The following is a 21,282-nucleotide window of genomic DNA, read 5'->3' on the forward strand; positions in this document are numbered from 1 at the left end:
CGCCCACCCCCAGATGACCGTCCCAAGGACGCCGACACTAGGGCGAGGCTCGCATTGGACAGTCCGTATGCACGGGGCACGCCCAGATGAGACGCCAAACAGTGGCGGTGATCCCTCAGGACCGTCACCAGTGGCGTATTGGCGCGAAGGGCCTGTCTGCGGTGGCGTCGGCCGTTATGGTCGTGGTCATGCTCAGCGCATACAACCAGAACGAAGTGCTGCTTTCGATGATGGACAGCCTCGTGGGGGACCACGTTGATTTGGAGCCGATGAGAAAAGCGTTCGAGTCCACCAGGGGTGACTTCGCGGCGAAGTTCACCGCTGCTGTTCAAGCACGTTTCGCTCAGTTGGTCGTGCCAGAGGTGTTCATTGACGTGCCTGAGCACCCTGAGGAACTTCGCAAAGCCGAACTGGAGGCTTTGGTGCGACCCGCGGTCGACTTTCTTCACTCGAATCCAACCAAGCGGGAATTGCTGACCACGTTGGACCGCATCCAGTGGCGGCAGGAGCGCCGTCCAGCATGGGTTCCGCGTCTGGATCGGCACGGCAAGCCACGATCGGAGCCTGGGGCTGACTCGTTTGATCCGGAAGCTCCCCCTGAGCGGCCTCTGGTGGTGGGTGCCCTGGCCGAGCTCGGCGACGTGACTGTTCTCCTGCCTGCTTCTGATCCGGAGAGACCGGAACTGCCCATGCTGCCTGGAGGGATCGGGGAATGGGAGGTGGCTCTGTGCACGCTCCTGGGTATCACTGGCGAGCGCGGGCCCGCCACGACTGTTCAGGTCGACGCGGAGGCCAACGAGGCATTGATTCCCGAGGACAGGCGCTGGTGGGCGGTCGAACCGGCGAAGTCGTCGCCGGCGGCACAGGATCCGGGTGTGGCGAGCGAACTGCTGGCCACTTCGACGACGCTTGGGGGACTGCCGGTCACCGACACTACGCCTCAAGATCATGAGAGGCTCGCCATCGCCCTCGGGGCCGCGGGGGACTGGCGCCACAGCGTCCGATGGGTACTGGACGGATGGGACCCCGGCGTGGATGCGCACATACTGGCCACTGCCCGCGCGGCCGTCGCCGGCTGGGCGGGTGGAGGCAGGGGCGGGCTCATCGTGTACGTGTACGGCGGGGCCCTGCATGGCACCGACGGCCTGATCGCTGAGCCTGGCCCGCTGCACAGTTACCTGCTGTGCGTGAGCCGCTCCCCCGATGGAACAGACGTTGTGGACACAGTGGATCGGGTGATTCTTGCTTGTCCGGGAGAGGGCTGGTGCCACCGAGACGGTTGTACCGTCGCCGACTTCCCAGAAGCAGCCGAGTTGCTTGCGGCGATCGTCACTACCGGTGATGTCGCTGGGGTGGCCGACCAGGACGGTGGCCGGGCAGGGGAGAGCTACCAGCGGTTGTACGGAGCCGACGGCACCGATCACGATCCGGACAGTGTCTTGGACTACTTGGAGATGGAGCTGCTGGGCGCCGGTTGGGTGGAGTTGGAGCGATCGACCTGGGAGGGCGGGCTGGAGGAGTCGTTGCTGCGCCGCGGCGACCACTGCCTGATCGCCTGCTACGATCCGATCACCCGCCAGCTTCGACTTGCGGACGGCAAGTCCCAGCTCGATGGCATGCTCGACATTCTGGCCGACGACGGTGTGCTTACCGGCGAGGACGAATACGTGACCGTAGACACCAGCGAGCAGGTGGTCGCGCGGTGGGGCACGGACATCCTGACCGCAGCGGAGGATCATCTGCGGGGGCGTATCCAGGATCTGTCGCAACTATCCGTCCCAGTCCAGGGCGCACTACTCGGGCTGCATCCTCATGCGGACGGAGCCCTCAACGCCCCCGAATCCACAGCACTCGCGAAGGAACAGCTCACCGTCCTGGCCCGCGTCGCCGGCCTGCTTGGCGATAAGTGATCCGAAGACTGCGACCGGCAACGGGCTCTCGACGGTCGCGGCCGAGGTTGTCATGGCGGGCTTCTCATCAGCAGACTGACCGGTGGACCTAGGAGATCTACCTGATCTTCGTTGGACGTAGATGCTGTTGTTGCCGTCATCTCCCGTGACCCAAGTGAGGGAGTGAGTGACGATGACATGCGTTCAAGATCGCCACGTGGTGCATCGGCGTTGTGGCTGTGCCGACGCGGTGACAGGCAAACGGCTGGGAAACCGCTGCGCCCGGCTGGCCGATCCTGCCCATGGCAGCTGGTACTTCGCCGTCCAGGTGACGGATGTGTCCGGTCGGCGGCAGCGCCTGCGCCGTGGCGGCTTCCCCACGGCCGAGGCGGCGCAGCAGGCCGCCCGCGATCTCGCTCAGGCGCTGGAGGCGGCGCCGGTGACCGGGTACTGCGCGGTCGCCCAGTGGTTGCGCTACTGGTTGTCGGTGGTTGAGCAGCGGATCCGGCCGACCACTTACAAGGCCTACCGCGATCGCGTCCGGCTGTTCCTGATCCCGCACCTTGGCCTCATTCCGTTTCGCCAGCTGTCGAGGCGGCACGTCGTCAGGATGTTCACCGCTGTGGCCAGACGTCATACCCGCTACGGCAAGCCGATCAGCGCGGCCACGCTGGAACGGATCCGGGCGACGCTGCGCGCGGCGCTGAACGAAACCGTCCGGGAAGACCTGATCCGCGACAACCCGGCTCGTGGGCTACGGCTACCGTCCCCGCGCCATGTCCACCCGGTGGTGTGGACCCCGCGTCGCGTGGCCGCGTGGAGGCGCACTGGCGAGCGCCCAGCTGTGGCGGTGTGGACGGTCGAGCAACTGGCCGCGTTCCTCGCCTTCGTTCGCGATGACCGGCTGTTCGCGCTGTGGTGGCTGATCGCTCTGCGTGGTCTGCGGCGTGCCGAGGTGGCCGGGCTGCGCTGGATCGATCTCGACACCGACCGGCGCGAACTCACCATTGCCTGCCAGCTCGTTCACACCGACCATGGCCTTTTCCCGTGTCCGCCGAAGAGCGCCTCCAGTCAGCGTGGGATCGCTCTGGACCTCGACACTCTCCGGTTGCTGCGCCGTTACGAACGAGTCCAGCGCGGCGAATTGGGCACCGATTGGTCGCCGTCAGCGCCGGTGTCCACGCGAGAGAATGGTGAGGCGATTGATCCGGACTATCTCAGCTACCGCTTTCACAAGCTGGTCTTGGCCAGCGGGCTTCCCCCGGTGCGGCTGCACGACCTGAGACATGGAGCCGCGACGCTGGCCCTGGCGGCGGGAGCGGATCTGCGGGTGGTGCAGGGCCTGCTCGGGCATGCCGGCATCGTGCTCACCGCCGACACGTATACGTCGGTGCTGCCGCAGCTGTATCACGACAGCGCCCGGGCCACAGCGCAGATGGTCCTGAAGGCCGCCCGAAAGACCGCGAGACGGGTACGCAAGGGTCATACCGTGGAGGCGTGACTCACATGTGTCTCACCGTGACTCACGATGGGACGACTCGACTACAGGATCGCGGGAAACCGCAGGTGGAGGTGGTAGGGCGCCCGGGGCTCGAACCCGGAACCTACGGATTAAAGTCGCCACAAACGGTCCCCAGATCTAAGAAACAGCCCTTAGCGGCGCCGGGTGGCGAAGTAGCGTGCCATCCCGCGCAGCAGCGCGACGTCGAAGGGCAGGCCGTCCAGGGCCGCGTACGCGCGCTCCAGATGATGGGCCATGAGGCGCTCGGCCTCGGCGCGGCCATGCACGGTGACCAGGCTGCCGCGCCCCGTGTCCTGGCCCACGTCCTTGCCGAGTGCGGCGACGGTGGCGGTCTGATCGAGGATGTCGTCGCGGATCTGGAAGACGACGCCGGCGTGCCTGGCATAGCCGCCGACCAGCTCGATCTCCCGCTGCGGCCGGGCCGTCAGCATCATGAGCGGGACCAGGGCCGCCTCGAACGCCGCACTGGTCTTGAGTGTGTACAGCTCGACGAACTCGGTGGCGGACAGTGCCCGGCCGCTCCTGGCCAGGCGCAGATCGAGGTCTTGCCCGCGGCAGAGCCGCTCGGGGCCGAGGCTGGTGCCCACGTAGGCGACGACCTGCGCCACCCGGTCGGGCGGGAAGTGCGCGGACAGCTCGGCCACGAGGCCGAAGCCAGTGGAGATCATCGAGATGGCGGCGAGCTGGACGCTGCTCTCGGGGAAGACAGTGTGCGCCGTGGGCCTGCCGCGGCGTACCGATGCGTCGTCCTGGGCGGGCAGGTCGTCGAACATCAGGCTGGCCGTGTGGAACAGCTCGCCGGCGGCGACGATCGGCGTGAGGCGGTCGCGGTCCAGCCCGAGCGCCGCCGCCAAAGCCAAGGTGAGGGTAGGGCGCACCCGCTTGCCGTGCGCACCCAGGCTGTAGGCGATCACCTCGTGGAGGTCTCCGGTGGAGCCTTTGCGCACGTGCCCGTCGATCGCCGCCGCGATGAAGGGCAGCTGGTCGAAGGCGAAGGTACGGCAGTCCACGTCGGTGGCCGGCCGGGCCTGCGTCACGGCGTTCACCTCGGCGCGCAGCCGCTTGTCGACCGGGAGCTGGTGGGCCGCGACGCGCGGGTGCAGACCGGCCGCCACGCGCAGGAACCGGCGGATCTCCGGAGTCGGCGGGTAGGCCCGCTCGAGCTCGGCCGCCTGCGCAGGATCCTGTGCCAGGTAGGCGGCGATACTACCGGCGCCGTGGTAGGCGAGGTCGTCGGCGACCCGTTCGTCGCCGTCGAACACGCCGTCCACCACGTAGGCCTCGTAGGCGAACACGTCGTAGAGCGGGTCGCCCGCCACCTCCTCCGGCGGCAAGGTGAAGAGCGTGCACCGTCCTGCGGCCGCGTCCTCCTCGCGGTCCTTGAGATCGTCGCGGAGCTGGCTGAGCATGATGGTGTTCAGGCACCGGGCGTAGAAGCCGTCCGGCAGGCTGCGCCGGCCCATGATGTTGGCGATGACACGGCTCAGCCCGGCCTTGATGAACACATCGGCCAGGTCAGGGTGCGCCCTGGACGCATCGCGGTGCTGGGCGAGATACATGCACGTCCCTGCGCGGTAGAGGTGCCCGTGCGTCGCGGGCGGGAAGTCCGTCAGGACCTGCTCGCGCATGGCGCACAGCTCCTCGGCCAGCGGGTTGTCGGGCAGCTGCGAGGGGCACAACGGCTCGCCGGAGGGCAACGCGCGCAGAACGAGCCGGTGGTAGTCCTCCCGCTCGGCCCGCGGCAGCCGATGCTCGGGTAGGTCGTGCAGGCAGTCGTCGATGATCGCGTAGGCCGCGCCCAGCGCATAGCCACCGCGGACGACCCGCCGCAGGTGATCTGCCGCCTCGTCGGCGCTCACGTCGAAGGTGTCGTAGACGGCGATGGCCAGGACCCCGCCAATGGTCCTGGACACCTTGCCCATGGCTCCTGCGCGCAGCACGTCCGCGGGGAGGACGCGGTGCAGGCGCCGTAGCCGCTCACGCAGCCACAGCAGCTCGGGCAGATCGCCCGCCCTTCCATTGAGTCGGGCACGGACCAGGTCGACGGCCGCCTCCAGCCCACCCGTCCGCACCGTCCGCTCGACCACACGAAACTCCGGGACGTACCGCGACAGCCCCTCGGTGATGAGCGCGATCCTTTCGTCGGTGGGCACCTCCAGCAGGTTGTAGATGACGAAGTGCCTGACCTCCCGCTCGATCCTGGCGTGCTCGGCGGCCCGCGCCCCCAGCCGACGCAGTCGTACCCGCAGAGGATGGCGAGACGGCAAACCGTCGATGTGCCGGGTGTAACGGTCTACGTGGCCGGCGATCGCCTCGGGGTTGCGCTCCTGCCACGAGCGGAATTCGGCCAGTGTGCGCCGCGCACCTTGGATCATGCGATCGTCATCGAGATCTTCCTCGGTGAAGGGGTATGGCACGTCGGCCTCCGTGGACAAGGGTGTGGATGACCCACATGCTGAATGTGGGCCACGCGCCCTGGCCACCCCCCTGAGCTGCGCAACAAAAGACGCAACAAGCGCAGCAAATCCACCGGAGGCTTCATGAAGCGGCGTGGGAGAGAGGATCGCCCCATCGACCGGGGGTCAGGGCCGGTCGCGGAATTCGTGGACGACCTGCGCCGGCTGCGCGGCAGACTCTCCCTGCGGGAGATCGGCGAGCGCATGCTGTATCACTCCAGCACGATCTCGCGACGGCTCACCCCTGATGAGCTCCCTCCGCTCGACTTCGTCCGCTCCTACGTGGCCGCCTGCGGCGGCGACGTCGAGGCGTGGGAACGCCGCTGGCGCGGCCTCGCCGTGCCTGCGGAGTCACCGTCCCGGCCGCGCCGCAGAGCCCGTATCGCGGTGGCCGCAATCGCGCTGGCCGTGATCGGGGCCGGGACAGGGGTCGCCGCGCTCTCCGGCGCCTTCTCCAGCGGCGCGGACGCCGAGCAGGCGGCCCTGCCCGGCCTCACCCCAGCGCCCGTGGCGAGCGGACGCGGCTTCGACTGGAAGGTGGACCGGATGACCGTGCGCCTGTCCTCCCGCGAGTGGGTGCAGAGCGCCTCGGGCACCATCGAGGTCTGGGCGAACATGACCTGCCCCGTCGAGGTCACCACCTACTGGATGGCGGTACGCCCCGACACCCGCGCGATCCGGTTCACCTGCAATGCCTGGCAGTATCACAAGTGGGAGGGCATACCCGCCGGCCGCCACCACTTCGAGATCTGGAAGACCGACGACGGCCTGGCCATCCACGGCCAGGGCGTGCTCCAGGCGAACATCACCATCCACGAGCGGCCCAAACCCACCCAGCCGGGGTAAGCGGCCTGCCCAGGCTCGAGCGCATCGCAAGGCACAGGCTGTGGACAAAGCAGGTGAACGGCTGCGCGACGGAGCCTGGGACGAGAGCGGTACGGGCAGGCATTACGAGGTCTTTGCTTGATGGGGTGTCCGAACTCGGGCCTTCAGCCAGGTATTTGGATCAGTGACAGGGATCGGTGGCCCGGTACTCGGGCCACACCCACATGACCGAACCCGCCAACACCTCCACCGTCTCCGGCACGAGCTCAGAGACCGATCGGGTCACCACCAGGCCGGCCAGCCGCCCTCACGGCGAACTCGCCGTACACCGCGAGACGCAGCACCCCGCTCGGGGGCACTTGCCGCTGACGGTGTGGCTGGCCGCAGCCGACACCGAATCCATCTCCACCTGCCTGACGGGTTGCTGTCATCCGGTCAGCGGCCCGCTGGCCCGCCACCTCATCGTCGCCTGCACCCGCATGGGTGAGACGGTCATCCATCTCGGCGCCGCCGATCACCAGCTCGTCTCGGCCGTGCTTACGGCGGGCTGCCTGCCGGTGGCGGTCTTCACCGACGCCCATCGGGCGGGGGTGACCTGGACCCGGCTCGCGCGTACCCATCCGGACTACGACCTGGAGGTCACCGACCTGCGCATCACCGATCCGGACGATGAGGAGATTCCGCTGACCGACCTTGCCGGATGCGCGGGCCTGGTAGTGACGGAGCTGACCTGCGACCAGCTTCGCCGCCGGGGCTCGCATCATGCGGTAAAGCCCCACGACATCGCGTCGGCGGCGAGGCTGGTGAAGCCGGGCGGCCACCTGGCCGTCGTGACCGGCCTGCACTACCAGGGCCGCCTTGCCGACCCGCTGCCGGAGATCATCGCCCAGGCCCGCGCGGCGGGGCTGGTGTATCTGCAGCACATCATCGCCCTGCGCCAGTCCGCTCGCGGCGACCGCGTCCAAGCCTGTCTGCCTGGTCGCGGCCAGGTCGCCTCGCAGGATCTACCGCAGTGCGCCGGGTTGCCGGCGAGCGCGAGGGTGCACTCGGACGTGCTGCTGTTCATCAAGCCGGCGATGCCGCCGTGCTCGTCCGCGCCGGTAGGCCCGCTTGCCGACGCGAACGCCTCGGCATCGGAGGAGAAGACGAGGGGTACCCGCTGATGGCCGAGACAACGACGTTCGGGGCGACGACCTCGGTGTGGGCGACCGGGCAGCAGCAGTCTCGGGTGCAGCGGCGCGGCCGGTATGTGCCGGAGTCGATGCGCCACCCCGGCAAGATGCTGCCCTCCATCGCCGCTCGCGCGGTGGACACCTATACCGGGCCGGGTGAACTGGTGCTCGATCCGATGTGCGGAATCGGCACCACCCTCGTCGAGGCCACCCATCTCGGCCGCCACGCCGCGGGCGTGGAGTATGAGGAGAAGTGGGCGCGCCTGGCCGTGGCAAATCTCGGCCACGCCCGCAAGCAGGGGGCACCCGGCTCGGGGCGGGTAGTGTGCGGAGACTCCCGCTCCATCGCCCACCTGCTGCCGGACCTGACCGGGCAGGCGGCACTGGTGCTCACCTCACCCCCGTACGGGAGCCACACCCACGGGCACATCCGCTCCACCCGAGACACCGGCGAGCCAGGGGTGCGTAAGCGGAACCAGCACTACTCACGAGATCGTGGCAACCTCGCCCACCAGCAGCTCCCAGCGTTGCTGGAAGGGTTCGGCCGCATCTTGGCCGGATGCGTGGATCTGCTGCGCTCCGGCGGGGTCGTGGCGATCACTGTGCGGCCCTACCGGATGCGCGGGGAACTGGTCGACCTGCCCGGCCACGTCCACCAGGTCGCCCAGCAGGCCGGGCTGGTGTTCGCCGACCGGATCGCGTGCCTGCTATGCGGACTCGGCGACGGCACGCTTCTCAACCGGGCGTCGTTCTTCCAGCTCCACGAGGCGCGCAAGGCCTGGGCGCGCGGCCTGCCCATTCACGCCGTCGCGCACGAGGACCTGCTCATCTACACCAAGGCCGCGTCCCCGGCCTCGGCAACGCCCGGCCCCGGCCTTCCAGACGATTGCGAGCTGGAGTAGCCCCGCGACCCGTCCTGTTCCTGGCCCGCATCCGGGCCAGGAACAGGGACGTGGGTACTGACCTGCGGATTTCGCTTGACGCGGGCCATGAAGGTGGGCGTCGATACCGCCGCCAACCCGCCCCGCACCGGCCCTCGGCATGCCGGGGGTGTGGCCGTCCCGTCGTGAACGGGACGGCCGCACCCGGCACGGAGGACCGGACGGGACCGGGTCGGCGGCGTAGCACCCACCACAGCCCGCCTCGGCCGTACGGATCGCGCAACACGCGCGCCCGCACCGGCCCCTGTTCATCCACGCGTATGGAGGTGACGCATGACCAGCACAACCCCACCCCAAAGCCCGGCAACCGAGGCGGCAGAGTGGCCGCAGGTGATCAGCCTGCTCGCGGCCGGACGGCTGCTCGGCATGGGCCGCACCAAGGCATACCGGCTCGCCAAAGCGGGCGCGTTCCCGTGCCGGGTGCTGCGCATCGGCGGCCGGTACGTGGTGCCGGTTCGCGGGCTGCGGGCGCTACTCGACCACACCGACTCCGTCGGCACCGAAAGCCGTTCGGAGGACCAGGAAGGACGGGCATGACGGCAAAGGACCCGGAGCCGAAAGTCGCCAAGGGCACTACGTTCAAGATCTGCAGATGCATCGATCCCGAGACCGGCAAGAACATCAGCAAGACATGCCCCAAGCTACGCCGCGCCCATGGCGACGGTGGCAGCCGGTGGAGCACCACGCACGGCACGTGGGGCTACCAGCTCGAACTTCCCGCGCACGCCGACGGCAAGCGCCGTACCCCGCTGCGGCGCAGCGGCTTCGCCACACAGGAGGACGCCGAGGCTGAGCTGGATCACGCCCGCGGCCTGCTCGCCCTCGACCCCGAGCCCGCCATCAGGCGGCAGATCACCAAGCTGATGCTGTCGGTGCTCAAGGACACCAAACACCTTCCCGACCTGGAAGAAGTGCGACGTAAGGTCCGCACCCGGCAGGACCTGAACCGGCATGTCACGGTGGCCGAGTGGCTGGAGGAGTTCCTCAAGCGCAAGCGCGCGATCGAGGAGACGACGAAACGCTCCTACGAATCCCATATCCGTCTCTACCTCAAGCCCTACCTCGGCGACATCCGGCTGGACCGGCTGCGGGTATCGGACATCGCGGGGATGTTCGACGCGATCGAGGAGTTCAACGACATCATCGCCACCGAACGTGCCAGCGGTGATCCCGTCCGCGTGGCGGCGGTGCGCTACCGGCGTCCGGTCGGCCCCACGACGATGCACCGCATCCGCGCCACGCTGCGGCACGCACTGAACGTTGCTATCCGGCAGGACCGGTTGCTGGACTTCAACCCTGCCGCCGTCGTCGAGCTGGCTCCAGGCATACGCCCCAAGCCGGTCATCTGGACCGAGGAGAAGGTGACCCAGTGGCACAAGGATCACAGCGCGCATCTGGACCGGCTCAAGCGGGCCCGTGACGGCAAGCGGGTCGATCCAGTCGCCATCTACATCGGAGCGCCCCGGCCTTCGCCGGTCATGGTATGGACACCCAAGCAAACCAACGCCTTCCTCGCCTACGCTCGCCGCGACCGGTTGTTCGCCCTGTACCGCCTGGTTGCCACGCGGGGCCTGCGGCGCGGCGAGGCGGTAGGCCTGAGATGGACCGACGTCATCTTCGAGACATCGAGGATCGGGATTCATTGGCAGATCACCCAGCTTGGCTGGAACCCCATCCAGGGCACTCCCAAGACCGATGCCAGCGACCGGGAGATCGCCGTGGACGCCGAGACGATGGCGATCCTGAAGGAACACAAGAAGCGGCAGACGCGGGAGCGGCTGGCCGCAGGGGAAGACTGGGTGGACTCAGGCTTTGTCTTCACCGACGAGCTCGGTCAGCCGCTGCATCCGCAATACGTGACCGACCGCTTCTACTGGTTGTGCTACCAGGCGGGCTTGCCGCCGATCCGGCTGCACGACCTGCGCCACGGCGCCGCCACCGCCATGCTCGCGGCCGGGGTGGACATCAAGATCGTGCAGGAGGCGCTCGGGCATAAGACCTCGGCGTTCACCCGCGACACCTACACCAGCGTCTACCCCGAGGCCGCGGCTGCTGCGGCGGAGGCGACGGCCGCCCTTCTCGCCGCGCGCTCTGTCCCCGCCCCTCGGCCAGTGCCGCCTGAGCCCCGCACGCCTCGGCCTGAGACGGGCGAGGCCGGTGGGGCGGTGATTCACCTGCCGTCTAGATAGCCGCCAGTAGAAGGTACCGGCCAAGGCCGGTCAGTCACCCAGACTGGCCGGCCTTCGCCTCTCCTCCCTCAGGGGGGAAGGGGAGATCCCTCGGAAGGGAGGGGCACCCGACTGCGACTCCTGGCGGGCGCTCCCGAGGGACTCCGGCCCGGCAGCAGCAGGCGCTTGGAGGGGATGCTGCTGCCGGATGTCTAGGGGTAGGCGGCTCCTCCCATCGCGGTCTCTGCGACTGCGACGCCACCTCATCGGAAGGGGGCCGCTATCGGTGACGATCAAGCGGACGGGGCACCGCCGTGATCGTCGTAGGAGCGGTGGCTGACCTGGCCTCCGGACATGGGTCAGCCACCACGGCAGCCGCGTCACGCTCCAGCGGGGGGAGGCTCGTGCCTACCGCCATCTCGGATACGTCGTGTCGAGTTCGTCCATACACGACTCGCGCTCCCGAGAGGGTGGGTTGCTCATCCAGCTTTCCGGATGAGATGAGGTGAGGGGGCAGCGCCGTCCTCCGGGCAGTTGTGGTTGCCCAGCAGTGTGTACCCGGTCATCCGACCCGGCGCGTGGCGGGGACCAGCACATGGCGGATACGTTCGGCGGCGATGGCGACATCGCTGACCGGGGTGATCGGTCGGCCCATGACCACCAGAAGCTCCACTCGTTTTCCGACGGCGCGACAGATATGACTTCGCTGAGAGAAGTGGCGTCGGGGTTGATGACCCGCAGCCGCGACAGCCTTCCGGCGTGAGTCAGGACGCGGGTGTGCAAGCCCCGTTGATTCAGCAGGGTCTGCAACTCGGTGAGGTGGGCGGCGGCTTGGTCGGCGACCTCGGCGGCGACGGGTTCAGGCATGACGGGTCTCCCAGGAGATGGGCTGGAGCGGTCAGAAGGGGGAAGGCTGGCTACGGTTGGCCGCGCCGTGCGTAGTGGATTTCCGCACGATCACCATCAGGGCTGCGACACGATGACGGCGAGGTGATGGCGGCGCACGATGCTCCTCCGAATCCGGGCATGGCCGACACAGGCAGTGAACAAGGTGAACAAGATGAACAGGGGCGAACGAGGTCAGCCGGCGACAGGGGCGCGGTACAGCTCCCCCAATTGCGCCTCGGTGGGATGGCGATCGAGGTAACACCACACGTGGCGGCATCCGCTGCCGGGCATCCGGTAGCTTCCCCACCGGCCCCGCGACAGGGTCTCCACGATCGCCAGCCCCCGCCCGTGCTCGGCGTGCAGGTTCGGCGCTTGGAGCGGGATGCGGGCGGGCGTCGAGCAGGTTGAGCCCGGGTCGGTCACAGCCAGCCGGAGAACAACCGCGTCCTGCGCCAGCTTGAGCGTGATGCCCGCGCGACCGTCACCGGCATCGGTCGCATCGGCGTACTTGGCGGCGTTGGTGACCAGCTCCGACACCGCCAGAGCGACGATCTCCCGGGCAGCGTGGGTAGTGCCCAGCCACCTGGTGATCGCAGTCCGGGCCAGATACGGCGCCCGAGCGCTGCACGCCAACTGGAGAACGCCGAGTTCCTCGAACTGTGTCGGTGGGGGTGTGTAGTAGATCACCGGATTCGCCTCGCTATTTCCCGATCATGGGCCGCTTCCTTGTGTGAAGAACGCGAGTGGCATCTAAGCGCCTGCTCTCCATTCGTGCGGCTGGTTGTGTGGTCCGCGCTGGCTTGAAGAGACCATCTCAGAAAACCCCTGCGTGTGGGGACTAAGACAAAGCACTTCCCAGGCACTAACCAGGTGTGCTACTACACATGCCCGTGCGTTTCGTGTGTGCCATCGGGAAGGAGGCGTTTCACCTTGGAAAACGCCGAGCCAGAACCTGCACTAAAAGCACCTAGCGTGGAATTCGGCGTTCATCTTCGCGAATACCGCATTATGGCAGGCAAGCGGCAAAAGGAACTTGCTGTCATGCTCGGCTGGTCGGTCTCGAAGATCAGCATGCTCGAGCGCGGAGAACGCCGGGCCGACGAAGAATTCGCCCGCGCCGCCGACACCGCGCTGGAGGCAGGCGGCGGGCTGCTGACGCGCTGGCGAGAGACCGTCGAGCATGCCGGACGATTCTCCATCTGGCTGGCGCAACTGGTCGAGATCGAGCAGCGAGCGGACATGCTGCGCGGCTGGGAGCCGTTGATCATTCCCGGCATGCTCCAAACGGAGCAGTACGCCCGAGCCATCTTCCGGGGAAGGCCGGGTATCACGCCTGACCTCGTCGAGCAAAGCGTGGCGGCGCGGATGGACCGCCAGTGCATCCTGGAGCGGGAGAATGGTCCTACGCTATGGGTAGTGCTGGACGAAGGAGTCCTCACCCGGCCCATCGGGAGTGAGGAGGTCATGGCTGAGCAACTCGCGAAGCTCACCGCGATGGATGATCACCCGCGGGTTCACCTCCATGTCCTCCCTCATGACGCGTGGCTGACGACCGGCTTGCAAGGTGCCTTTATGCTGGCCGGCGGACCGGAGATGCCGGACACGGCCTACATCGAGTCGATCACGCTGAGCCAGATCACTGCCGAGCCAAGCCGCGTTCTGGATGTCAAGTCGAGATATGAGATGTTGCATGGTGAGGCCCTACCCCGGAGGGCTTCACTCCAGTTGATCGAGGAGAAAGCCAAGCGATGGAAGTGACCAACGAAGAACTGGACCGCGCCATCTGGCGCAAGGCCACGCGCTCCGGCGACAACGGCAATTGCCTGGAAGTGGCCCCCCTGTCGGGTGGCCAGGTCGGCATCCGTGACACCGAAGCTCCCGGCCAGGCCCCCTATGTCGTCTCAGCATCGGTTTGGGCGGCGTTCATCGACGGCGCCAAAAAAGGCGAGTTCGATTTCTGACCCCGACGGCAGTAGCAGAGAATGGGGTCTGGGCAGGTCCCGGACCTCATTCTTGCCCGAGTGGCCAGTCTCGTAGCTAGTCTGGATCTCACTTGCAGATCTTCGTCGGGTGGCTGCAGCCGGAGTTCACCTCCTGGCGTTTGATCCGGAACGACCTGTGACACCGGCGGGAGGGGCTGTCGGCGCCACATATCTTGACGAAGTCGATGTGGGGGATGAGGTGCTGTCGGTGCCACATCCGGACTCGGGGCCATTGTCGTCGGGCACCTTTTGTCTATGCCGAGCATGGAGTGAAGTACTCGACATAGACGCTGTTACCGTCGTCTTTCAGGTTGCACGCGGTGACATGTCCGCGACCGAGGCATGGACGCTCCCTTCGACGGTCTCAAAGCTCCTGCCGGAAGCGGGTGCGGCAGCCGCCGCTGGGGTGGCGTGCAGGACAGTTGTTTCCGAACAGGGCAAGACGAGCGATCCTGTGCAGGTCAGTTCTGTAGAGGAGATCAGAACGGCAGTCACTGTGATGCACGGGATCTGTTCGGCAGACGGCTTGATCAACTTTTGGGCTGGTGGGCAAGGCAACCGGTCCAGGGTGTCTGCCCCCTTGGCCCCGCCGTGATGCTTCCCCGGCCTTGCTCGGGGCTGGGCTTTGCCGACAGGCCCCGCCGGGGCTTCTTCAAGCGAAGGCAAAGAGCGCAGCTGTGGCCTGAGCACTCCACGAGGGGACTCGCCGTGACATCGCCGGTGGAGCGCTCGCAGGTGGAGCGCAGGTTTGATCAGATCTTGACGCGGCTACAAGCACAACCAGGGTTGGGGGCCTTGTCAGGTCTTCCGGCTTGGTGTTCTCCTGACCTTCTTGCGGGTCTGGCCTGACGATCAGGGCCGAACCGGGGTTCGGAGCACCCGGCCATGTGCCGGATCCGTGCCGAAGAGCAACCGGCGAGCAACCAACGGTCCGTCTCGGCCTTGCCAGAAGCCCACGAGAATCGAGAAATCGCAGGTCAGATGGGGTGTGGAGTTGTAGGGCGCCCGGGGCTCGAACCCGGAACCTACGGATTAAAAGTCCGCAGCTCTGCCAATTGAGCTAACGCCCCTCGCATCTGCAAGGGTACAGAGATTACCGCCCCCCACGCGACGCCTCCATCACCGGTAAGCCGGCAGCCCCGTAAGCGCCTCGCCCAGCACCAGCGTATGGATCTCCTGGGTGCCTTCGTAGGTCAGCACCGATTCCAGGTTGTTCATGTGCCTGATCACAGGGTACTCCAGGGTGATCCCGTTCCCGCCCAAGATGGTGCGAGCCTGGCGGGCGATGTCCAGTGCGGCCCGGACGTTGGCCAGCTTGCCGAAGCTGATCTGTCGGGGCTCCAGCTGTCCGGCGTCCTTGAGTGCGCCCAGGTGGAGGGCGGTGAGGCCGGCCTGGGCGGCGGCGACGTACATCCAGGCGAGCTTCTCCTGGGTGAGCTGGAAGGCGCCGATGGGCTTGTCGAACTGGACGCGGGTCTTGGCGTACTCGACGGCGGACTCCAGGCAGGCGCGGGCGGCGCCGACGACGCCCCACAGGATGCCGAAACGGGCCTCCGACAGGCAGGACAGCGGGCCCTTCAGCCCGGTGACGCCGGGCAGGGCGGCCGAGCCGGGCAGGCGCAGGTCGTCGAAGTACAGGGACGAGGTGACCGACGCCCTCAGGGACAGCTTCTTGTGGATCTCAGGGGCGGAGAAGCCGGGCGTGGCGGTGGGGACGACGAATCCGCGGATGCCCTCGTCGGTCTGCGCCCAGACCACGGCGACGTCGGCGATGGAGCCGTTCGTGATCCACATCTTGGACCCGTTCAGTATCCAGTCGGCGCCGTCCTTCTTGGCATGAGTCCGCATGTTGGCCGGGTCGGAGCCGTGGTCGGGCTCGGTCAGGCCGAAGCAGCCGATCGCCTCGCCGGACGCCATCCGCGGCAGCCACTCCTCCTTCTGCTCCTCGGAGCCGTACCGCCAGATCGGGAACATCGCCAGCGACCCCTGCACCGACACGAACGACCGCAACCCCGAGTCGCCGGCCTCCAGCTCGCGGCAGGCGACGCCGTAGGAGGTGGCGTCGGTGCCCGCGCAGCCGTACCCCTCGAGGTGCATTCCGAGCAGCCCCATCGAGCCCAGCGCGGGCGCGAGTTCGCGCGCGGGGAAGACGCCCTGCTCGAACCAGTCGCCCACGTACGGCAGCACCCGGTCGGAGACGAAGGACCTGACGGTGTCCCTGATGAGCCTCTGGTCGGAGTTCAGCCGGTCGTCCAGGCGAAGCAGGTCGTCCATCGCGGGGTCCTCTCCTCACGTAGGGGGCTACCAGGGTTCTACCAGGGGGAATCCCGATGTGCGAACACGGGGGCGAAGGGCAGTCTTGAGTCATGAGCGAATACAACGTCAAGAAGCTGCGTCGGACCCACAACGGCAGGATCGTCGCGGGCGTCTGCTCCGGCATCGGCGAGTACCTCGGCGTCGACGCCAACCTGGTCAGGATCGCGCTGGCGATCGCGACGCTGTTCGGTGGCGTGGGCATCGGCGCGTACGCCATCGGCTGGCTGCTGATGCCGGAGGAGGGCAAGGAGACCTCGGTCGTCCAGGACCTGATCAGCAAGCAGCAGCAGTCGCGCACCGACTGGAGCGGCGAGCAGAAGCCCCAGCAGTGACCTGTCAGGCGGTGGCCTCGGCCTCCACCGGGGCGGTCCGGCCGCTGCGCGGCCGCGACCACATCAGGGCGAGCCCGGCCGCGACGATCGCTCCGGCGATCCCGGCCGCGGCGACGACAGGTTCGGGGCCGACCCGCTCGGCCGCGAACCCGCCCACCAGGATGCCGATGCCCTGCACCGCCATCAGCCCCGACTGCACCAGCCCGAACGCCTGGCCGCGCCGCTCCGGCGGCACACACTGGACGAACGCCGCGTTCGCCGCGAGCTGATACGCCCCGCCGACCCCCGACAACACCCAGGCGGCCAGCACCACGGCCAGCGGCGGACGCAGCGCGGTCACGGCCAGCGGCGCGCAGCTCAGCACGGCCAGCAGGCCCATCAGCCGCAATCGTCTCGACGGCGCGACGAACCGGCTGAACAGGAACGCGCCCACGACCGTCCCCGTCGGCATCGCCGCCATCAGCAGGCCGGTGATCACCGGGACGGGCAGGTCGCCGGTGTAGAGCTCGATCGCGTACGGCACGGCGATGCCCTCGGGCAGGATGTAGAAGCCGCACAGCCACGCGAACAGCACCAGCGTCCGCAGCTCGCGCGAGCCGAACACGAGCTTCGCGCCGGCCGCGGTCATCGTCCACATGGACGGTCTCGTGCCGTCGCGCGCCGCCGCGGGACGCCTGCCCACCCCCGTCACGAGGATCAACGCGGACCCGAGGAACGTGGCCGCGTCGAGCGCGAGAGCCCGATAGGGCCCCATGCCGGCGATCACCGCGCCGCCGGCCGCGAAGCCCAGCATCTGCACGGCCTGGTTCGTCATGTTCTGCAGCGCCGAGCCGACGACGTACTTGTCGCCTTCGAGCACCTCGGGCAACAGCGCCGCCCGCGCGGCCGAGAACGGCGCGCTGAGCAGCACCACGAAGAACACCAGCGTGCACAGCACCGCGAACGGCATGCCGGGCACCGCCATCGCGGCGACCAGCAGCGCGCGGATCACGTCGCACACCAGCATGACGCCCCTGCGTGCGAACCTGTCCGCCAGCCCGGCCAGCAGCGGCCCGCCGACGATCGACGGCAGGTACGTCAGCGCGTAGACCGCCGCCGTCGCCAGCGGCGAGCCGGTGCGCTGATAGACCAGGACGGCCAGCGCGACCTGCGCGAGCTGGTCGCCGAGCAGGGAGAAGCCCTGGGCGTACCAGAGCGCTCGGAATTCTTTGACGGCGATGACCTCGCCGTAGGTGGCTTGGCGTTCCAGGGCACGGCGATGCCGCCCTGGGAGCCGCCTTGTCTGCTTGGCCCCCATGGGACTCCGCTGTACCTGACTGAGGGTGTTCGGTATGTCACCTAAGGTGCCCGATCAACGACGCGCCACGCAACCGGAAGTGGTCAACGCACGGCAAAGGGTTACCAGCCGAGCTCGTGGAGCCTGGCGTCGTCGATGCCGAAGTGGTGACCCACCTCGTGGACGACGGTGATGCGGACCTCGTCCACCACGTCTGCCTCGGTATCGCAAATCTGGCAGATCGGATTGCGGTAGATCTCGATGCGGTCGGGCAGAACTGCGGAGTACCAGTCGCCGCGTTCCGTGAGGGGGACACCGGTGTACAGGCCGAGCAGGTGCGGCTCAGGCGGATCATCGACCACCGTGACGACGACGTTACTCATCACGCCGGTGAGCTCCGGAGGAATCGTGTCCAATGCCTCGGCCACGAGTTCCTCGAACTTCTCCCTCGAAACCTCGATCACATTTGCCATTCTGCCCCGTCGGTCAGGTAAGCAAGAAACTGTATGAAGTTCGTCGAGAGGTCGAAAACAGTCATTCGGTCGCGGGCGGCGAGGATCATGGCGGTGCTCCTCGTGGCGGCGGTCGGCGCCTGGCTGGGCATCTTCCTCAGCGGTACGGTCCGGACTCAGATCGGCCCGGTCGAGACCGGCATGTCCGTCAGGCCCGCCTGGAACGGCGAAACCGTCGTCGACGCCAGCCCGCTCGGCACCCTCACCTTCCGCACCCACGACGCCCCGCTGAGGCTCCGCATCAGCCTCGAGAACATCGACCAGGAACGTGCCAGGGCCCTCATCGAGGACCCCAAGCTGGCCGACCGGCTGCCCGAGATCATCGAGAACGACCTCCTGGACGGCGTGCGCGCCCTGGCGCTGCGCTCACTCCTCTGCGCCGGGGCCGGCGCGCTGCTGGCCGGCCTGATGGTCTTCAGACGGCCGCGCGTGGGCCTGCTGGGCCTCCTGGCGGCCGCTGTGGCGCTCTCCGGCACCGGAGTGGCCGCCGCGCTCACCTTTCGTCCTGATTCGCTCGTGGAGCCGCGCTACTCCGGCCTGGTCGCCGCGGCGCCGTCGCTGGTGGGCAGCGCCGAGTCGATCGTGACGAAGTTCGAGTCGTACCGCTCCCAGCTCACCAAGCTCGTCACGAACGTCTCCAAGCTGTACGACACCGTCTCGACCCTGCCGTTGTACGACGCCGACCCCAATTCCATCCGCGTCCTGCATGTCTCGGACATCCACATCAACCCGATCGCCTGGAACGTGATCCGCTCGCTCAAGGACCAGTTCGCGGTCGACCTGATCGTCGACACCGGCGACATCTCCGACCACGGGACCAAGGCCGAGAACAAGTTCCTGGACGAGATCGGCCGGCTCGGCGTCCCGTACGTGTTCGTCCGCGGCAACCACGACAGCATGACCACGCAGAAGGCGGTCGAGAAGCAGAAGAACGCCGTCGTCCTGGACGATCGCGCCAAAACCGTGGCCGGCCTGACCATCTACGGCCTGGGCGACCCGCGCTTCACCCCGGACAAGTCGGTGCCGGTGGACACGGACGTCAAAGCCCTGGAGGAATTCGGCAAAAACCACGCCAGACGGCTCACCGCCACGAAACCGGACGTGATCGCCGTCCACGACGGGGAGATCGGCCGCGGCTTCTCCGGGGCCGCGCCGATGATCCTGGCCGGGCACACCCACGTACGCAAGACGACCGTTTTCCCCACCGGCACCCGCATGCTGGTGCAGGGCAGCACCGGCGGCGCCGGCCTGCGGGCGCTCGAACGCGCCCAGCCCACGCCGGTCCAGGCCTCGGTCCTGTACTTCGACAAAGCCACGAAACGCCTGCGGGCCTGGGACGACATCACCCTCGGCGGCCTGGGGGAGCAGTCGGTGTACATCCAGCGTCACGTGGAGCCCGACCCACAACGTATGATTTCCCCAGAGCCAACGAACGCCCCGTCGCCAACGGGACCGGTCACTGGCACTGCGACGCCGACCGGCGGACGGCCACTTTGGCATCAGGGGCAATCGTCCCCTATGCTTCAGAGGTCCCCGACGGAAGGCGACAGGGAAACCTAAGCCCCCATCGTCTAGCGGCCTAGGACACCGCCCTTTCAAGGCGGCGGCACGGGTTCGAATCCCGTTGGGGGCACAGCGAGCGCCTAGCGCACCGCGAAACGGCCGGTCATAAGACCACCGGAGAGCTGGTAAGCTAAGCGAGCGCAAACAGAAAGAAACGCAAGACAAGGTCCTGTAGAGCAGTTTGGAGTGCTCGCCACCCTGTCAAGGTGGAGGTCGCGGGTTCAAGTCCCGTCAGGACCGCTCTGGGTCAGGTAGCTCAGTTGGTACGAGCGTCCGCCTGAAAAGCGGAAGGTCGGCAGTTCGACCCTGCCCCTGACCACCACACTTCACCAGCAAAGACGCCCCGGGACGGGTAACCGCCCGGGGCTTCGCTATTGTTGCAGCGGTACTAGTAGTGCTTTGTTAGGTCTTCCGGTGACGGTTGCGTAGCGGACGGTTGTAATCGTTGGCAGGTCGGGCATGTGCCGGTCCAGGTGGCGAGCAGCAGTTGCAGTTCGTGGACGGCCTTGTAGAGAGTCAGACCGGCGCAGCCGCTTGTGGGTCGCCTCGCAGGGTGGTCAAGAACAGGTGCGCGGCGGTGACCAGGGTGACATGGCGGTGCCAGCCGGTTCAGGTGCGGCCTTCGAAGTGGTCCAGACCGAGGCCGGTCTTCAGCTCGCGGTAGTCGTGTTCGATCCGCCATCGGATCTTGGCGTAGCGGATCAGGTCGGCCGGGTCGGTGGTGACGGGCAGGCTGGACAGCCAGTACCTGACCGGCTCGGGCTCATCGGCCGGCCATTGCGCGATCAGCCACCGTTCGGGCAGAGTGCCGTCCGCCTCGCGAGCGATGCGGTGCCCGGCCGGACGCACCCGCAAGAAGACGAACGCCGATGTCATCGCTCCTTTGGAGCCTTCACGCCAGGTGATCGGGATCGCGGCGGCGGGGCCGGCCGCCTGGATGAGTGCGGCCAGGCTGACGGCGGTGGCGAGATAGCGCGGTTCGGTCTGCCTGGATGGCCGGCCCCGCCCGGACCAGGTGCGCGGCACCGGCCGCGCATCCGGCAGATGGGCCAGGGCATCACCCGACCTGCACTACATAGCCGATGCCCCGTTCGTCCAGCGCACCCCGAAACGGGCTGCTGCCGCCGTAACCGGCATCGGCGACCAGCAGCGGCGGCCGTAACCCCTGCCCGGCGAGCGTATCGAGCATCTCCACCGCCATCGTCGCCTTCGAGCGATGACGCTCCTCATCCGGGATGCTGCACCGCACGCGCCGCGCCGCCGTCTGCGCGCGCAGGTCAGCCTCGACGCTGGGCCCGTCCCATGACGGCGGTACGAACAAGCCCCACTCCAACGGGCAGGAGGCGACATCGGTGACGGCGTGCACGCTGATGCCGACCTGGCAGTTGGCCACCTTGCCGAGCGTGCCGGAGTACTGCCGCGCCACACACGGCGAGCCCT

16 protein-coding genes, 4 tRNA genes and 1 pseudogene are annotated in these 21,282 nt (G+C 67.7%); 14 read left to right on the plus strand and 7 right to left on the minus strand.

Going from position 1 to position 21,282, the window contains the following annotated elements; genetic code table 11:
• Positions 1-188 precede the first annotated feature (188 nt).
• Complete coding sequence (locus tag HII36_RS03590) at positions 189-1,910, plus strand: hypothetical protein (protein ID WP_173521566.1); 1,722 nt, start codon at positions 189-191, stop codon at positions 1,908-1,910.
• 196 nt (positions 1,911-2,106) lie between these two features.
• Positions 2,107-3,390 carry a site-specific integrase gene (locus tag HII36_RS03595; RefSeq protein ID WP_173521567.1) on the plus strand — a complete coding sequence of 428 codons (1,284 nt, stop codon included), beginning with the start codon at positions 2,107-2,109 and terminating at the stop codon, positions 3,388-3,390.
• A gap of 152 nt (positions 3,391-3,542) precedes the next feature.
• Here HII36_RS03595 and HII36_RS03600 read toward each other — a convergent pair whose 3' ends face one another.
• Complete coding sequence (locus tag HII36_RS03600) at positions 3,543-5,786, minus strand: polyprenyl synthetase family protein (protein WP_173521568.1); 2,244 nt, start codon at positions 5,784-5,786, stop codon at positions 3,543-3,545.
• 165 nt (positions 5,787-5,951) lie between these two features.
• On the opposite strand from HII36_RS03600, the gene HII36_RS03605 reads away from it, so the two are divergent.
• The 5 genes from HII36_RS03605 to HII36_RS03625 all read left to right on the plus strand — a co-directional run bounded on the left by HII36_RS03605 (position 5,952) and on the right by HII36_RS03625 (position 10,994).
• A complete protein-coding gene (locus HII36_RS03605) occupies positions 5,952-6,713 on the plus strand; it encodes a hypothetical protein (protein WP_173521569.1) in 762 nt (253 codons plus the stop codon).
• 203 nt (positions 6,714-6,916) lie between these two features.
• Positions 6,917-7,855 (plus strand): hypothetical protein, encoded by a 939-nt coding sequence (locus HII36_RS03610; protein ID WP_173521570.1) that lies wholly within the window; start codon positions 6,917-6,919, stop codon positions 7,853-7,855.
• A complete protein-coding gene (locus HII36_RS03615; protein WP_173521571.1) occupies positions 7,855-8,766 on the plus strand; it encodes a TRM11 family SAM-dependent methyltransferase in 912 nt (303 codons plus the stop codon). Before HII36_RS03610 ends, HII36_RS03615 begins: the two co-directional genes overlap by 1 nt.
• Positions 8,767-9,078: 312 nt before the next feature.
• Positions 9,079-9,342 carry a helix-turn-helix domain-containing protein gene (locus HII36_RS03620; protein WP_173521572.1) on the plus strand — a complete coding sequence of 88 codons (264 nt, stop codon included), beginning with the start codon at positions 9,079-9,081 and terminating at the stop codon, positions 9,340-9,342.
• Positions 9,339-10,994, plus strand: coding sequence for a tyrosine-type recombinase/integrase (locus tag HII36_RS03625; RefSeq protein ID WP_173521573.1), 1,656 nt, complete (start codon positions 9,339-9,341; stop codon positions 10,992-10,994). The genes HII36_RS03620 and HII36_RS03625 overlap by 4 nt, the downstream gene beginning before the upstream one ends.
• A 1,059-nt stretch (positions 10,995-12,053) precedes the next feature.
• Here the strand turns inward: HII36_RS03625 and HII36_RS03630 are convergent.
• A complete protein-coding gene (locus HII36_RS03630; RefSeq protein WP_173521574.1) occupies positions 12,054-12,548 on the minus strand; it encodes an ATP-binding protein in 495 nt (164 codons plus the stop codon).
• A gap of 243 nt (positions 12,549-12,791) precedes the next feature.
• Between HII36_RS03630 and HII36_RS03635 the strand changes: the two genes are divergently transcribed.
• Together HII36_RS03635 and HII36_RS03640 are read left to right on the plus strand one after the other, a co-directional pair.
• Complete coding sequence (locus tag HII36_RS03635; RefSeq protein WP_173521575.1) at positions 12,792-13,619, plus strand: helix-turn-helix domain-containing protein; 828 nt, start codon at positions 12,792-12,794, stop codon at positions 13,617-13,619.
• Complete coding sequence (locus HII36_RS03640; protein WP_173521576.1) at positions 13,610-13,822, plus strand: DUF397 domain-containing protein; 213 nt, start codon at positions 13,610-13,612, stop codon at positions 13,820-13,822. The genes HII36_RS03635 and HII36_RS03640 overlap by 10 nt, the downstream gene beginning before the upstream one ends.
• 1,018 nt (positions 13,823-14,840) lie before the next feature.
• Here HII36_RS03640 and HII36_RS03645 read toward each other — a convergent pair.
• Positions 14,841-14,913: transfer RNA gene (locus HII36_RS03645), tRNA-Lys, on the minus strand.
• A gap of 49 nt (positions 14,914-14,962) precedes the next feature.
• Positions 14,963-16,117: an acyl-CoA dehydrogenase family protein gene (locus tag HII36_RS03650; protein WP_173521577.1), complete on the minus strand. Its 1,155-nt coding sequence runs from the start codon at positions 16,115-16,117 to the stop codon at positions 14,963-14,965.
• 92 nt (positions 16,118-16,209) lie between these two features.
• Here HII36_RS03650 and HII36_RS03655 point away from each other — a divergent pair, with 92 nt between their 5' ends.
• Positions 16,210-16,491 (plus strand): PspC domain-containing protein, encoded by a 282-nt coding sequence (locus tag HII36_RS03655; protein WP_173521578.1) that lies wholly within the window; start codon positions 16,210-16,212, stop codon positions 16,489-16,491.
• 4 nt (positions 16,492-16,495) lie between these two features.
• Here the strand turns inward: HII36_RS03655 and HII36_RS03660 are convergent, their stop codons facing one another.
• Positions 16,496-17,788 carry an MFS transporter gene (locus tag HII36_RS03660; protein WP_173521579.1) on the minus strand — a complete coding sequence of 431 codons (1,293 nt, stop codon included), beginning with the start codon at positions 17,786-17,788 and terminating at the stop codon, positions 16,496-16,498.
• Positions 17,789-17,889: 101 nt separating this feature from the next.
• Positions 17,890-18,240 (minus strand): metallopeptidase family protein, encoded by a 351-nt coding sequence (locus tag HII36_RS03665; protein ID WP_217369121.1) that lies wholly within the window; start codon positions 18,238-18,240, stop codon positions 17,890-17,892.
• Between the two features lie 87 nt (positions 18,241-18,327).
• Between HII36_RS03665 and HII36_RS03670 the strand changes: the two genes are divergently transcribed.
• From HII36_RS03670 to HII36_RS03685, 4 genes are all read left to right on the plus strand, one after another.
• A complete protein-coding gene (locus HII36_RS03670; protein WP_236003156.1) occupies positions 18,328-19,839 on the plus strand; it encodes a metallophosphoesterase family protein in 1,512 nt (503 codons plus the stop codon).
• Positions 19,840-19,912 (plus strand) — tRNA-Glu (locus HII36_RS03675).
• A gap of 95 nt (positions 19,913-20,007) precedes the next feature.
• Positions 20,008-20,082 (plus strand) — tRNA-Asp (locus HII36_RS03680).
• Between the two features lie 5 nt (positions 20,083-20,087).
• Positions 20,088-20,164: transfer RNA gene (locus HII36_RS03685), tRNA-Phe, on the plus strand.
• Between the two features lie 194 nt (positions 20,165-20,358).
• Here HII36_RS03685 and HII36_RS59460 read toward each other — a convergent pair.
• Positions 20,359-21,282 (minus strand): annotated as a pseudogene (locus tag HII36_RS59460) (IS701 family transposase); the annotation flags it as partial.

The organism is Nonomuraea antri (genome assembly GCF_013283785.1).
GTDB lineage: Bacteria > Actinomycetota > Actinomycetes > Streptosporangiales > Streptosporangiaceae > Nonomuraea > Nonomuraea antri.

What these genes read in the sequence shown, in the direction of transcription:
- HII36_RS03590 (WP_173521566.1), top strand. Translation starts at nt 189, where the DNA reads ATGCTCAGCGCATACAACCAGAACGAAGTGCTGCTTTCGATGATGGAC.
- HII36_RS03600 (WP_173521568.1), bottom strand. Translation starts at nt 5,786, where the DNA reads ATGATCCAAGGTGCGCGGCGCACACTGGCCGAATTCCGCTCGTGGCAG.
- HII36_RS03605 (WP_173521569.1), top strand. Translation starts at nt 5,952, where the DNA reads ATGAAGCGGCGTGGGAGAGAGGATCGCCCCATCGACCGGGGGTCAGGG.
- HII36_RS03610 (WP_173521570.1), top strand. Translation starts at nt 6,917, where the DNA reads ATGACCGAACCCGCCAACACCTCCACCGTCTCCGGCACGAGCTCAGAG.
- HII36_RS03615 (WP_173521571.1), top strand. Translation starts at nt 7,855, where the DNA reads ATGGCCGAGACAACGACGTTCGGGGCGACGACCTCGGTGTGGGCGACC.
- HII36_RS03620 (WP_173521572.1), top strand. Translation starts at nt 9,079, where the DNA reads ATGACCAGCACAACCCCACCCCAAAGCCCGGCAACCGAGGCGGCAGAG.
- HII36_RS03625 (WP_173521573.1), top strand. Translation starts at nt 9,339, where the DNA reads ATGACGGCAAAGGACCCGGAGCCGAAAGTCGCCAAGGGCACTACGTTC.
- HII36_RS03640 (WP_173521576.1), top strand. Translation starts at nt 13,610, where the DNA reads ATGGAAGTGACCAACGAAGAACTGGACCGCGCCATCTGGCGCAAGGCC.
- HII36_RS03650 (WP_173521577.1), bottom strand. Translation starts at nt 16,117, where the DNA reads ATGGACGACCTGCTTCGCCTGGACGACCGGCTGAACTCCGACCAGAGG.
- HII36_RS03655 (WP_173521578.1), top strand. Translation starts at nt 16,210, where the DNA reads ATGAGCGAATACAACGTCAAGAAGCTGCGTCGGACCCACAACGGCAGG.
- HII36_RS03660 (WP_173521579.1), bottom strand. Translation starts at nt 17,788, where the DNA reads ATGGGGGCCAAGCAGACAAGGCGGCTCCCAGGGCGGCATCGCCGTGCC.
- HII36_RS03665 (WP_217369121.1), bottom strand. Translation starts at nt 18,240, where the DNA reads ATGGCAAATGTGATCGAGGTTTCGAGGGAGAAGTTCGAGGAACTCGTG.
- HII36_RS03670 (WP_236003156.1), top strand. Translation starts at nt 18,328, where the DNA reads ATGGCGGTGCTCCTCGTGGCGGCGGTCGGCGCCTGGCTGGGCATCTTC.